The sequence below is a fragment of the Vibrio alginolyticus NBRC 15630 = ATCC 17749 genome (assembly GCF_000354175.2).
Classification (GTDB): Bacteria; Pseudomonadota; Gammaproteobacteria; order Enterobacterales; family Vibrionaceae; genus Vibrio; species Vibrio alginolyticus.
On the sequence record NC_022359.1, the window covers coordinates 729,591 to 743,148 of the forward strand.

Consider the following 13,558-nt stretch of genomic DNA (forward strand, 5'->3'; position numbering starts at 1 on the left):
ACTCTGTGAAATGCCGTTTTTGACAATAAGACATATTATAAATCTTGTGTTGGTTATTTGATTTGGTTATATAAAACTCAACATACTTAATCCTTAACTGTTCATATTCACACTTAATGAGATACAATAACCCTCTGTTTGTTAAGTGATTGTGTGTTTTTTTAACGTATTGGTATCGAACAAAAAGCGACCTAAGCCGCTCTTGTTCATTTTGATAAATGTACTTATCAGTCGTTTTAGATTTCTTCGTGTTTATGGACTAGGCCGAAGTCAGCTAAAATGGCATACGCGGCAGGGATCATAAACAACACCAGCAGAGTGGATGCGAAAATACCAAACACGATGGATATAACCAGTGGTTGGATAACCTGTGCTTGCAAACTGGTTTCAGTCAGCAACGGAAGCAAACCTGCTGCAGTGGTCATTGATGTTAGGAATACTGCTCTAAAGCGTTCCCGACTGGCTTTGACTACCGAGTCATGCACATTATCCCCTTCATCCACATGATGGCGTATGTACTGAACTAACAGAATCGAGTCATTCACCACAATCCCTGCTAATGAGACGAAGCCCATCATACTTGGCATACTTAATGAGTGACCGAGTAGGATGTGTCCCCATACCACGCCAATAAAAGCGAGGGGAATCGCAAGCATGACGACGAATGGTTCCAAATAACTGCGGAATTGGTAACTCAGAATCGCAAACACGCCAAACAAACCAAGCAAGAAGCCTTTACCCATTGATGCGCCAGTTTCAGCGGTATCTTTGGCTTCACCTTCAAAATCGAAGCGAAGACCGGGATACTTTTGCATAAGCTTTGGCGCTTCATCCTGTTGGAACTGACGAATAATGGCGGTTGAGTTGGCTTTCGTATTGTCGATATCGCCGAATACGCTCACAGTCCTCAAGCCATCAATGCGCTGGATTCTTACGTAATTACGTTGGAAATCCAAAGTCGCAATGGTTGCGAGGGGGATTTGACTGCCATCGGACAAGATAATAGGAAAGTTTGCCAATTGCTGTAAGTCACCGGCTTGTGCTTTATCGAGGCGAACTTCGATTGAAATGTTTTCTACCCCAACTTGGATCTCGTCTGCGGTTTGGCCAAAGAAAGCTGCACGCAATTGATTGGCGATGAGTTGGCCGTTAATCCCGTAAGCTTCTGCGCCCGGACGCAGTTTTACCAAGACTTCTTCTTTACCCATACGCATGTCATCCAACACGCCATGGACACCGTCAAACTCATTTAAGTATTGTTGAATGTCGATAGAGGCGGCTTTGAGCGCATCCAGTTCATCATGCTTCGCTCGAATTTCGATCGCTCGTCCACCCGGCCCCATGGTCGGTTGTTTAAATACCAGCGAGATAGGATCGGCAAGTTCACCAATGTCTTCACGCCATGCATCGATAAATTCATCGATGAGTGTGTTACGACTCTCTGCACCCAGCAAATCCAGACGTACCGTGGCAATGTGAGGGCCAGATTCATTCGCGTCGGCGTTAGCGTTGAATTGACTGGTGATGTGTAGAACCAATGGATTGCCGTCTTCCACTTTCTCTGTCCATTCTTTATCTAGCTTTTGAGCGGAAGCGACGATCTTATCGACGACAGCTTCCGTTTGAGACAGAGAAGAACCCGGAGGAAGAATAATACGCGTTTCTGCAATGTCGCCATCCAATTCAGGGAAGGGTTGGAACTTGAGTAAACCACCTACTAACGTGGCCGCGGAGATAAGAAGCAAGGCAACCACGCCACCCATAAAGGCATAGCGATACTCGACCACTTTATCTACTGCGTTGACCAAGGTGGTGTTGCGGAAGTTTTCAAAAGAAGCGAGCAGCTTTTGTTTGAACTTCGGTGTTGTTCGCTCTTGCTTTTGTTTATGTAGCGAATGAGAAAGGTGGTTAGGTAGGATCAAGAAGGCTTCCACCAAACTCAAACTCAAAACGAGGATCAGAACTTGAGGAACTGCTTTAAGTACCGCACCCATTTCACCTTGCAGGAATAACAAGCTACCAAAAATACACACCGTAGTTAGGAAGGAAGAAATTACCCCTGGCAGTACCTTTTTCACTCCTTTGATAACGGCATCATCGATCTCTTCTCCTCGGTCGAGGTGAGCGGCAATCGATTCGGCAATAACGATGGCATCATCCATCATGATACCGATGGCCATGAGTAACCCGACCAAAGACATGATGTTGATGGACAGGCCAAGTTGCGCCATCAAAAATAACCCACCTAAGAAGGCTACGGGCAAACCAGCTGCGACCCAAAAAGAGTAGCGAAAACTAAAGAACAACCACATGGTGGCGAAAACCAGAATGATACCTTGCCAACCGTTTTTGACCATCATGGTCAGGCGATCCCAAAGCACAGATGAAAGGTCATTGGTCATTTGTAGCATCACACCGTCTGGCGCGATAGCTTGTTGTTCTTCGACAAATTGAGCAACCCGTTCCTTGATACGCAGTGCGTCATCTTCTTTGTTTTTGCTGACTTTTAGTAGGGCAGAAGGGTGACCATCGAAGAGGACTTTCTGTTCGTCCAATTCAAACCGGTCGGTAATCGTCGCAATATCTCTTAGACGGATGATTGAGCCATTTGTACCAGAGCCCACGACGATAGTCTCAAGCTCTTCCGGCGTCACGCGTCGTTCGTCAAAGCGGATCAGAAAGTTCTTATCTGGCGTTTCGACATTGCCACTTGGCAACTTGACGTTTTGACGACCAATCTGGTCCGCAATATCACCAACACTCAAACCAAGTTGTCGGATAGCTTGAGTGTCTAACTCTACTCGGTATTGGTGGTCAGAGAAGCCAGCAACTTCAACCAAAGAGACATCGTAATCGATTTTTAACGTGCGTTTAAGCTGTTCGGCATACGCTTTTAGCTCTGGCCATGTGGTATCTGCGGTGATCGCGACATCCACAACTGGCTCGTTCCAATCGAGCTCTTGGACCACAGGAGATTCAATCTCTTGTGGGAAGTCGTTTATCGAGTTGATCTGGGTTTGAACATCAACCAACATGCGCCCAATGTCGGCTTCTTCATTCAGTTTTAAGATAAGACGCGCAGAGCCTTCTATCGCTTCACATTGCGTTTCTTCAATGTTAGCAAGGCCATCAACAGCATCTTCCATTCGGACACAGATACTCTCTTCGACTTCTTGCGGGGAAGCTCCTGGGTAAACCACACCAGCTAGGATGTAGGGCGGATCAAACTCAGGAAAAGTTTCACGCTTAATCGTGGAAAGTGAAGAAATCCCCAATATCAGCAGCGTTAGCATCAGCAAGTTGGCTGCTGTTGGATGCTTGGCGAAGAATCGGATCATGAATCAGACTCCTCAATAGTGGCTTCTGACTGTTCAGGTGACTCTTTCAATAGCATGCCGTTAATTGCGGGCAGCAAATCGTTGATGATCAGCTTCTGACCTTGCTCTAGTTCACCATCGATCACCACTTGGTTATTGCGGCGATATAACACTTCAACCGTGACGACTTGCAGACGGTTGTCATCTCCCATCAGGTAAATCTTATCGCCATGAAGCGCACGCTCTGGGATGACCCAACTCGGGTTCTCTTGTCCCTCAATCAAGGCACGCACAAACATGCCGTTCACCAATGGAGGCGCAGACGTTGGGTTTAATGCACGGTAGTCTTGTTCAATTTCCAGAATCACACCGGCAGTCGCTTGGCTTGGATCAACCGTTTCACTGATGCGTGCAACTTTCGCAGGCCAGCTTGCAGAGAGGTTACCGCTGCTGAGTTCAATGTTGGCATGAATCGCATTCATATCAGGTTGTGGAATACCAGATTCATCGCGGACAAACTCACCGATGCTCGCCGCCAAAGTTTGCATGTCATGAATGGATAGTTGAGCTTCCACTTCCATGACATCAATACCATGTCCTGTCACCATGGTTTGTTGGAGGTTAACCACTTGCTTTTTCTCAATTTCTACGTCAGCAATACGCAAATCGTAAGGAAGCGTGATGATGGTTTTATCAAGCGAGCGTTCGGCCTCATCCACTTTTGATGCATTAACTTTAACTAGGGCTTCCGCGACTCGTTTCTCATCCGGCATCAAACCAATTTGATTTTCAATATCCAGCACTAATTTACGTTGAGAGAGCGCGCTTTGCTCTTGCTGATCTACATCCGATTGCGAGGTTAGGCCTTTTTTACGTAGGTTTTGTTTACGGTCTAACTCTTTGTTGGCGATAACCAGACGGTTGGCTTCTATCTTGAGTGTGCTTTTGAGATTCGCTTCTTCTTGGTTCAGCTTAGCCAGAGAGGTTTGAGCAGATTTGAGATCGGCTTGAGCTTGAACCAGTTTCAGTTCGTAATCGAGTGGGTCGATTCGCAAGATTTCTGTCCCTGCTTGCAACACTTGTCCTTTTTCCAGCTGCGGATGGCGGTAGACCACTTTCCCCGTCACTTCGGCTATCGCTTTCCATTCCACTTTTGGGGCGATCTTGCCAAACCCTATGGCTACTGGAGCAATGGCTTTGAGCTCAAGTGGAATCGTCTCGACCAACCGTGCACGATCTCCAGCGGGTTTTACGGGCAAATCTGGTTTGAGGCTAATCGCCAAAAACAGAATGACGACCCCCACCGCAAGAGCAGGAAAGAACAGCAGCTTTTTATTTATCTTCATATTGGTCGCCCGAGTCTAAAAATCCATGTTTCATCAGTTGTATGTTGTGTTCGAATAATCGGTTCAAGAAGGCTTCAGAAAGTTCAATGCCATGAATGGCGAGCAGTGCTGGTGGTGCCATAAAAGGAAATACCATCAAGCTGATGTAAGAGACGCGACAAAGTTGAGGGTCGGCGTCTTTTCGTAAAACGCCACTGTCGATCAACTTATCAAAGATCACACCTTGCATTGGCTTACTGATATCTGCGAAGACTTTTTCGAGCAGTTTGCGTTGGGTTTCCGATGGGGGCATATTCATAACTTGGGCAACTAAGCGTGGGAACTGTGGTACCTTGATCATTTCGCGGTAGTAGGTGCGCATTAGATCGAGAAAGTTTTGCTCGTTACTGTTGGATACCAACGTCTGCATCTGCTTTTGCATCGGTGACAGTGTTTCGCGCAACATGGTCTCGAACAAGCCTTCTTTGTTGCCAAAGTAGTAACGAATCATCGCCACGTTCACGCCTGCTTTCTGCGCGACTAGGCGAGTAGAGACCTTGTCATAAGCCATAATGGTGAAGAGTTCGCGCGCGTGGAAAATCAGTTTTTCCCTTGCGTCGATATTATCTGTGGGTCTTCCCGCCCTTCGATGCGCTTCCGTCACAATCTTCTCTCAAAATATTAAACATTTGATTAATTATAAGACGCTGATTTCTCATGCGACATGTGAAAAATTAATCAGTATTTAATCAAGTGATTAATTTGTGAAGAAGAGAAGTAAAAAAGAGCAGAAAGAACTGCTCTTTGAACAAATAGAAAAGTATTTACTTAGGAAGAACGGTCTTGTGAGGCTATATCACCCCCAACTTAACACACTCCAATTCGGTCTGTTGGCGTGTTCTTTTAGTTGTGGGCATGGATTTACCAGATAAGCGTAGTTCGCGTATTCACAAAGTGGTAAATCGTTGATTGAATCGGTATAGAAATGGATTTCGGAATAAGGCTCAGGCTGATTTTCTAGCCACTGTTTTAATCGCGTGACTTTGCCTTCACGATAACTCGGGATACCGTCGATTTCAGCAGTATAACGGTTGTTTTTCTCGATTAAATCAATTCCGAGTGCGGTTGGAATATTAAGACGGCGACCAACGGCTTCCACCAAAAAAGTGACGCTGGCAGAGATGATAACCATATCTATACCATCACGAGACAGTTGCTCAATCAGGGTTTTGGCTTGAGGGAACTGTTTAGGCAAAATATGGCTTTCAACACATTCTTCAACCAAGGCGTTTACTTCTTCAATCGGCATGTTTTCTAGTGGCTTCATGGAGAACGCTAGGTAATCTTCCATGTCCATTTTGCCTTCAGAGTACAAGGCCATTAGACGCTGATCTTCCATAATAAATAAAGGATCAGTCGCGATGCCTCTCTCAACCATAAACTCGTTCCAAATCATTGCGCAGTCGCCGTTTATTAGGGTTTCATCCATATCAAAAACATACAAAGGTTTGGACATGTTTAGGCTCTCACTGGTTGAATTTCGTTTAGGTTAAAGAGTAGCTCTAGTTGGCTGCCATTCGCTAGTAAGCGTTCTGAAGAGCGGTTAAGCAAGTCAACAGTGAGCTCACACTCTTCAACGTTCACTTGATAGCGAATAACATTACCTAGAAGCTGGTGGTTGGTGATCGTACCTACTTGTGGCGCTGAGATGTGGCTATCATATTGACGACCTTGCTCTTTTACATATATAGACTCTGGGCGAATCGCTACTTTCCATTCGGTATCAATGTTGAAGAGTTGCTTGGCTTTATTGGCCTCTACAAGGTTGTAGTGCCCCATGAAACCGGCCACAAACTCGTTAGCAGGATGAGTATAAATTTCTTCAGGTGTTCCTGCTTGAACAATTTCCCCTTTACTCATTAGGAAGATACGATCAGACATAATCATCGCCTCTTCTTGGTCATGAGTTACGAAGATAGTGGTGAGATTCATCTCTTTCTGAATGTCTCGGATTTGCTGACGAAGGTGTTTGCGTATTTTGGCATCAAGCGCAGAAAGTGGCTCATCAAGCAATAATATGCGAGGTTTCACCACCAACGCTCGAGCGAGTGCGACACGCTGGCGCTGACCGCCAGAAAGTTGATGCGGATAGTGTTTTTCTTTACCTGCCAGATCCACCAGTTTGATGACTTTAGCCACTTCACGTCGAATATCATCATTCGCAAGCTTTTTCATTTTTAAGCCAAATGCAATGTTGCCTTCGACGGTCATATTGGGAAACAGCGCATACGATTGAAAGACCATCCCAATACCACGCTCTTGCGGGACTTGATGCGTGATATCTTCTCCGTTTACCCAAATCTCGCCTCCATCGACAGGGTTAAGCCCAGCAAGGCTGCGAAGTAGTGTCGATTTACCACAACCGCTAGGGCCCAAAAGCGTAATGAATTCACCTTGCTCGATGTTAAAGTGAATATCCTCAAATACGGTGTTATCACCAAAACGTTTAGTTAGATTTTTCGCTGTTACGTAGCTCATTGTTTGACTCCTCGGCTGAAACGACTTGCCAACCAAGTCAGTAAAAAAATAAATAGGAAGTAGGTCATCACTAAGGCAGACGTAAAGTGGCCGCTCGTCTGACGCATGTTATACAAGTAGATTTGCAGGGTTTCATAACGTGTGCCGACTAAAATATTGGCGAACACAAACTCTCCCAATAGAAATGAAAATGAAAGGAAAAGCGATGCCATCAGTCCTTTTTTGAGGTTAGGTAAAATGACCATCAAAAACGCTTTGGTTGTGCTTGCTCCTAGCAAGTGTGCAGCGTCCATTAAATCGTTAAGGTTAATTGCTTCGAAGCTATTAGAAATCGCACGATACATGAACGGTAACGCGATGGTGAAGTAAGTACCTACTAGAATCCAAGGAGTACCGATAAGGGAGATTTCACTGTCAGCATAAAGTTGAAGCAAGCCGACGGAGGACACCACTGGTGGTACAGCGAATGGTAGCAAAATCAATACGTTCATGAGCTTATCGAGCCTTGGAAAGTAGTAAAACACCACGAATATCGCTGGCAGAACTAGAATCACACTGAGGGTTAGCGAAGCAATACAAATAAACAGCGAACGCCCAAACGCTTGCAAAAAGCGTGGGTCGGTCAGCAATTTAACGTACCAATCAAAAGTGAAACCATCTGGAAGCACCGTGGCGCCCCAGCGTGATGAAAGCGAATAGACAAAGGTCGCTAAAATCGGGATGAGCATGATCCCAACAATGGAATAAACCACCGTTTTATGGAATCGAGTATTAACGTTGTTCATGACTACTTCCTACCTGCATAGCTTTTCGAAATGAGCCATTGGTTAATCACTGTGATAAAGGCAAGTAACGCCATTAGAATCACCGAAATTGCAGCGGCGAGATTAGGTTCAAGGAACAGGTCTCCCGATACCAGACTCGCAATTCTAATTGTGATGACGTTATAGTTACCGGAGGTCAGCGCATAAACACTCGCATAAGCGCCAATTGCGTTGGCTATTAAGATAATAAAGGTACCGAATAAGGCTGGTGAGAGCACTGGCAGCGCGATTTTCGCCCAATACTGTGATGTTTTGGCTCCCAGTAGCGCAGCAGCAGCTTGCCAATCATCACTCAACGCGTCGAACGCAGGGTAGAGCAACAATACCGCCAGCGGGATTTGGAAGTAGATGTAAATGGCCAGCAGGCCCCATTTACCATAAAGGTCGAAATCACCGAGTAAGCCATACTGCTTGAGCAAAAGGGTAATCGCCCCATTGGTGCCCAAAATAATAATAAAAGCGAATGACAGAGGTACGCCTGCAAAGTTGCTGCTCATGTTCGTAAACGCAATCACACCGTCGCGGACTTTAGAATCGACTCTGCGCAGAGAAGAGACCAACAGAGTCGCAATGGCTAAGCCAAAAATGCTCGACCATACAGCTAACCACAAACTGTTGCCAAACGCCTGCATCATAAAGGCGGAGTCGAGCACTTCAATGTAGTTATCGAAGGCAAACTCGCCATCGTAGATAAAGCTGTTTAACAGTACCCAAATCATCGGTGCGAGTTGAAATAGATAGAAAAACAGTGCGAAAGGCGCCAACCAAATGGCTGGCTTAAAGCGCTTTAACCAAGTACTTGCCAAATTTGAACGTGATTCGCTGGAGCTTGGGGAGAGGACTGAACTGCTCATAGTGCTAACAATTCCTGAGTGTATGGCTTCGTGTGGTCAAGGTTTAGCAATTGACAAACGGTGCCACAAATATCAGTTTGCTTAATATGACAATCTTGATGGGTAAACTTATCACCAATGACAAACAGGGGAACTTCTCGCTCTTCAGGTAAAATCCCACCGTGAGAAAGATCGTTGTTCATGCCATGATCGCTGGTCACAATGATTTGATACCCATCAGCAAGCCATTGATCGATGTAGTTGGAAAGAATAATGTCTGCACCTCGCACACAATTGCGGTATTGGCGAGAGTCTAGGCCAAACTTATGTCCTGTATCGTCGATATTCATCGGATGGATCAATAAGAAATCAGGTTGATAGTTTCGACGTAAATACTCTGCGTCCAGGAACAAGGCTTCATCAGGATAATGATCCCAATGGTAAAAGCAGCCGTGCTGGATATTCAGGGTTTCATCATGCGTGAAACGATCGCGAACAGGTTCAAATGGCGCGCGATTATAAAGCTCACTTACCCAGTGGTAGGCAGCCGCAGCGGTCACTTTTCCTTGGGCTTTTGCCAAACTGAAAATGGAATCGTGTTTGGATAGACGAACGATATTGTTGTTTACGATGCCGCTTTCTACAGGGCGAACGCCCGTTAAAATGCACTCATAAAGTGGGCGAGACATAGAGGGCAGCTCACACTGCACAGGATAAAGCGTTGCGCGAGTTTCTTGTTGGGAACGACGTTGTTCTAGAAGACCATTGAGGTAGCCCATGCAATCACGGGCTACCTGATAGTTCAGTCCATCTAGAACAACAAGGATGACCTTATTGCTCATAACGACTTACTCTTATTGCTGGTGGATTAAGACACTTTCTTGCCATTGACGTGGCAGCTTACGTGCGGACTTTTCCCAAGCTGAGAAGTCAGTCACTGGGTGAACATTGCTGTATTGGTCATTAGCAATTAGCTTGTCTTGCACTGCTTGAGGCAGTGTGATGTTGGTGCGGATTGGACGCGCATAACCTTCTGCTAAGTTGATTTGCCCTTGATCGCTGAAGATGTATTCACGAGCAAGCTTTGCTGCATTAGGGTTCTTCGCGTATTTATTGATTATGGTTGTATAACCAGAAATCACAGAGCCATCTTGAGGAATGCTCACTGTAAAGCGGTCGCGGTCAATTTTGTCGCGGTAGTTCAATGCATTGAAGTCCCACATGATCGCCACTTCAACTTCGCCTTTTTCTAGGTTGGCGATGTTCGGATCGGTAAATGAAAGACGACCTTGCTTCGCGAGTTCTGAAAAGAATTTGAGCGCAGGCTTGAGGTTGGATTCGTCCCCACCGTTGGCGAACGCTGCGGCGAGAACCGCGTTGTTTGCCTGTGCTGCTACGCCTACGTCACCTACGGTCACTTTGTAGTCGCCTTTTAATAGGTCATCCCACGTTTTTGGCGCGTCTTTTACGAGGTTATTGTTGGAGATAAAAGAAATAGTGCCAGTGTAGGCAAGTGCCCAATGACCATCTTCGTCTTTTGCCCAATCTGGGATGTCATTCCAAGTTGTTGGTTTATATGGCTGAGTGACGCCTTTTTTAACCGCTACACGTGCGAAGGCAAAGCCTACGTCACCAATGTCTGCGGTCGCGTTTTTCTTCTCAGCTTCGAATTTTGCGATTTCTTGAGCCGAGCTCATATCCGTGTCTTGGTGCTTAAGGTTGTAATTTGACTTTAAATCAGCCCAAGTGTCTTTCCAGTTTGCCCAACTGTCAGGCATACCCACACTGTAAACCGCCCCTTCTTTTTGTGCTGCTGCTACCAAAGATTCAATATCGGCTTCTTTCGCTACTGTTGGCGTAGCGAGCGTTACCGCAATGATTGCCGCTGGTGCGGTAATTGAACGACTTAGCAAAGTTTTCATTGTCTCCATCCTTCTGGACTAGGTCAGTAAGTTCGCTTTGTATGCTATGGATGGAATGTGACGATTTAGCGCAAGTAATTTGACAGTTTTGCTGATTTTATATGGCACTTATATTTCATACGTTCAGTATGTGTTCTGTTGATTAATGTCATATTTTTGTTACGTAAACGCCTTATGTTATTCGTCAAATTATCGTTGGACTAGATCAGAATGAGAGCGACAGGCACCGGACAATTTGGTACCCAATTAGGAAAAATTAGAAGCAGCTTAAAACAGCAGATTCTTTCCGGCATCATGTCGGAAGGACAAAAACTGCCGTCAGAGAGAGAGCTCAGTGAGCTGTTTTCTACAACTCGAATCACTATCAAAGATGCGTTGGTGTCTTTAGAAACTGAAGGTCTTATTTATCGAGAAGAGCGCCGGGGTTGGTATGTATCTCCTGAGCGTATCTGTTACAACCCGTTGTCTCGTTCTCACTTCCATCAGATGATTCGAGAGCAGCATCGTATTGCAGAAACTAAGTTACTCAACGTGCGAAGTGAAATGGCCGCAGGTGAGTATGCCAAATCGTTAGAGGTGGAGCTAATTACCCCAATTTATGTAATTGAACGGTTACGTTTTATTGATGGGCGAGCGGTATTGTTTGTTGAGAACGTGCTCAAAGCGGCACTGTTTGAGGGTATATTGTCTGAGAACCTCACCATGTCCCTGACGGGCATTTATCGTGAGAAGTATGGTTACGAGACAAAGCGCTCTCGTTTTGATGTGATTCCCACGTCAGCTCCTGCTCATGTCGCTAAGGCGTTGAACCTAGTTGAAGGACAACCCGTTCTGAAAATTCGGCGGGTAAACTACAAACAAGATGGGCATTTAATGGACTGCGAATTCGAGTATTGGCGTCCAGACGCAGTGATGATTCGCATTGATAGCGTAGGATAAAGCGCAGAATTAAAAAGAGCCCAATGAAGGGCTCTTTTTCGCATATTGGTTAGAGAGGCGGTTTAAACGAGGCCTTGCTCTTTCGCCATTCTGCTTGCAATGCCGGGTGCTTTCCAAATGCTTGGCAGCAAAATGAAAGACACAGGCACGGCGGTAATCACAATGAAAGACTGCAATGCAGAAATACCACCAGAGCCCATTGAGATGAGCGCAATAGCGACAATACCCATAATCAGACCCCAGAACGAGCGAATCACTGCGTTTGGTTCTGTTGAGCCCGTCATCACTACACTGATTGTGTAAGTCATCGAGTCACCCGTCGTCACGATAAATGTTGTCGTTAAGATCAGGAACAGAACCGAAATGATCATTGGGTAAGGTAATTCACCAGTAATCGCTAGCAGTGCTGCAGGCAAGTTAAAGCCTTCAAACGCAGATGAAATCAAACCAGGGTTATCAAGTTCAAACGCAAGGCCACTGCCACCAACGATACTAAACCAGAAGCAAGTAATCAGCGGTGCCGCGATGCTAATAGACATGATTAATTGGCGAATTGTACGACCACGAGAGATACGAGCAATAAAGATCGCCATCATTGGGCCATAACCGATAAACCAACCCCAGAAGAATACTGTCCACCAACTTAGCCAGCCTGTATCACCACGGTAAAGTGCCATAGGGAAGAAGTTATCCACCATACGACCAACGCCTTGCACGTAGCCATCAACGATAAAGCTTGTCGGCCCGAAGAACAGGATGTAACCAATTAATAGTACAGACAAAATGATGTTGTAACGACTGACGATTTGAATACCCTTGCTCAAACCGCTCAGTGCGGAAAGGGTATACATCAGGATCGCCGCCATAATAACCATACTTTGCGTTACGAACGTATCTGGCAGGCCAAACAATGAGTTTAGCGCGTAGCTAATTTGTAAACCTAAGAAGCCGATAGGACCGATGGTTCCTGCTGCTACTGCAATGATGCTACATGCGTCAGCAACATCACCAATCCAGCCTTTAATGGCTTTATCACCAAACACAGGGTAAAGCAGAGTACGCGGCTTAAGAGGCAGGCCTTTATCGTAATGCAAGTGCATTAAGACAATGGAAGATAGACCACCAAGGATCGCCCAAGCTAAGAAGCCCCAGTGCATAAAAGACTGAGATAGGGCATTGATTGCGGCAGTTTTCGGTGAGGCTTCCCCGTATAGAGGCGGAGCAGTCACAAAGTGCGCGATAGGCTCAGCTGCGGCCCAGAACACACCACCACCTGCAAGTAGAGTACAGAGTACGATTGACAACCACTTAAAGTTATCAATATCAGGTTTCGCTAGACCACCTAGGCGCACATAACCAGTGCGACCAAACGCAAGAGCCAAACCAATTAGGAAATTCAGAAGAAGCAGTACTTGCCAGTAAGCTCCGAAATATTTAGTAGCAAAGCCGAAGCCGGTGTTAACCATTGCGGTTAGAAAGTCGGTATTCGTTAGAGCAAGTAAAACGAATAGAGTGAGGAAGCTACCACTTAACCAAAAGACAGGATTGGTGAGTTCGAGGCGCTTGAGTAAAGATGGGGGATGAATAGCAGAATAGTCAGCATCCTGAATAGGCGCTGTGTGGGAGGCGGCATTCGTCATATTTGACATAATTACTTCGCTTTTTAGGGCTATGAAGCCGTGCATTTCCCCTCACATCGTTTCAACGAAAAGTGTGAGGATGTTCAAAAAGCCGATGATGTTAACATGTCGAAGTTGCAAATATAACCTTAGATTTCGATTAATTTTTAACAGGTTAGCCAAGTTGCTGATTTTTGGGTAGAGATCAAAAGAAAGAGTTTTTACGTGAAATGCACCGCAT

At 45.6% G+C, this 13,558-nt stretch carries 11 protein-coding genes; 1 reads left to right on the forward strand and 10 read right to left on the reverse strand.

The window, feature by feature from the left end; all coding sequences use genetic code 11:
- Positions 1-236: 236 nt before the first annotated feature.
- From N646_RS18670 to N646_RS18710, 9 genes are all read right to left on the reverse strand, one after another.
- The gene (locus N646_RS18670; RefSeq protein ID WP_017819800.1) at positions 237-3,338 is read right to left on the reverse strand and encodes an efflux RND transporter permease subunit; all 3,102 of its coding nucleotides are present in this window, start codon (positions 3,336-3,338) and stop codon (positions 237-239) included.
- Positions 3,335-4,663, reverse strand: a complete 1,329-nt coding sequence (locus N646_RS18675; RefSeq protein ID WP_017633564.1) for an efflux RND transporter periplasmic adaptor subunit — start codon at positions 4,661-4,663, stop codon at positions 3,335-3,337. The genes N646_RS18670 and N646_RS18675 overlap by 4 nt, the downstream gene beginning before the upstream one ends.
- Positions 4,650-5,306: a TetR/AcrR family transcriptional regulator gene (locus N646_RS18680; protein ID WP_021707693.1), complete on the reverse strand. Its 657-nt coding sequence runs from the start codon at positions 5,304-5,306 to the stop codon at positions 4,650-4,652. The genes N646_RS18675 and N646_RS18680 overlap by 14 nt, the downstream gene beginning before the upstream one ends.
- A 192-nt stretch (positions 5,307-5,498) precedes the next feature.
- Positions 5,499-6,158 carry an HAD family hydrolase gene (locus tag N646_RS18685; protein ID WP_017819801.1) on the reverse strand — a complete coding sequence of 220 codons (660 nt, stop codon included), beginning with the start codon at positions 6,156-6,158 and terminating at the stop codon, positions 5,499-5,501.
- A gap of 2 nt (positions 6,159-6,160) precedes the next feature.
- Entirely contained in the window at positions 6,161-7,180 is a 1,020-nt protein-coding gene (locus tag N646_RS18690) for an ABC transporter ATP-binding protein (protein WP_005373862.1), read from the reverse strand.
- A complete protein-coding gene (locus N646_RS18695; protein ID WP_005373859.1) occupies positions 7,177-7,965 on the reverse strand; it encodes an ABC transporter permease in 789 nt (262 codons plus the stop codon). The genes N646_RS18690 and N646_RS18695 overlap by 4 nt, the downstream gene beginning before the upstream one ends.
- Positions 7,966-7,967: 2 nt before the next feature.
- A complete protein-coding gene (locus N646_RS18700) occupies positions 7,968-8,858 on the reverse strand; it encodes an ABC transporter permease (protein WP_017633568.1) in 891 nt (296 codons plus the stop codon).
- Positions 8,855-9,679 (reverse strand): alkaline phosphatase family protein, encoded by an 825-nt coding sequence (locus N646_RS18705; protein ID WP_017819802.1) that lies wholly within the window; start codon positions 9,677-9,679, stop codon positions 8,855-8,857. Before N646_RS18705 ends, N646_RS18700 begins: the two co-directional genes overlap by 4 nt.
- 12 nt (positions 9,680-9,691) lie before the next feature.
- On the reverse strand, positions 9,692-10,759 hold the full coding sequence (locus tag N646_RS18710; RefSeq protein WP_005373851.1) for an ABC transporter substrate-binding protein: 1,068 nt from the start codon (positions 10,757-10,759) through the stop codon (positions 9,692-9,694).
- A gap of 210 nt (positions 10,760-10,969) precedes the next feature.
- Between N646_RS18710 and N646_RS18715 the strand changes: the two genes are divergently transcribed.
- Positions 10,970-11,698, forward strand: a complete 729-nt coding sequence (locus N646_RS18715) for a UTRA domain-containing protein (protein ID WP_017819803.1) — start codon at positions 10,970-10,972, stop codon at positions 11,696-11,698.
- Positions 11,699-11,760: 62 nt separating this feature from the next.
- Here N646_RS18715 and N646_RS18720 read toward each other — a convergent pair whose 3' ends face one another.
- On the reverse strand, positions 11,761-13,347 hold the full coding sequence (locus tag N646_RS18720) for a BCCT family transporter (RefSeq protein ID WP_017819804.1): 1,587 nt from the start codon (positions 13,345-13,347) through the stop codon (positions 11,761-11,763).
- Positions 13,348-13,558: the final 211 nt, after the last annotated feature.

What these genes read in the sequence shown, in the direction of transcription:
- N646_RS18670 (WP_017819800.1), bottom strand. Translation starts at nt 3,338, where the DNA reads ATGATCCGATTCTTCGCCAAGCATCCAACAGCAGCCAACTTGCTGATG.
- N646_RS18675 (WP_017633564.1), bottom strand. Translation starts at nt 4,663, where the DNA reads ATGAAGATAAATAAAAAGCTGCTGTTCTTTCCTGCTCTTGCGGTGGGG.
- N646_RS18685 (WP_017819801.1), bottom strand. Translation starts at nt 6,158, where the DNA reads ATGTCCAAACCTTTGTATGTTTTTGATATGGATGAAACCCTAATAAAC.
- N646_RS18690 (WP_005373862.1), bottom strand. Translation starts at nt 7,180, where the DNA reads ATGAGCTACGTAACAGCGAAAAATCTAACTAAACGTTTTGGTGATAAC.
- N646_RS18695 (WP_005373859.1), bottom strand. Translation starts at nt 7,965, where the DNA reads ATGAACAACGTTAATACTCGATTCCATAAAACGGTGGTTTATTCCATT.
- N646_RS18700 (WP_017633568.1), bottom strand. Translation starts at nt 8,858, where the DNA reads ATGAGCAGTTCAGTCCTCTCCCCAAGCTCCAGCGAATCACGTTCAAAT.
- N646_RS18705 (WP_017819802.1), bottom strand. Translation starts at nt 9,679, where the DNA reads ATGAGCAATAAGGTCATCCTTGTTGTTCTAGATGGACTGAACTATCAG.
- N646_RS18710 (WP_005373851.1), bottom strand. Translation starts at nt 10,759, where the DNA reads ATGAAAACTTTGCTAAGTCGTTCAATTACCGCACCAGCGGCAATCATT.
- N646_RS18715 (WP_017819803.1), top strand. Translation starts at nt 10,970, where the DNA reads ATGAGAGCGACAGGCACCGGACAATTTGGTACCCAATTAGGAAAAATT.
- N646_RS18720 (WP_017819804.1), bottom strand. Translation starts at nt 13,347, where the DNA reads ATGTCAAATATGACGAATGCCGCCTCCCACACAGCGCCTATTCAGGAT.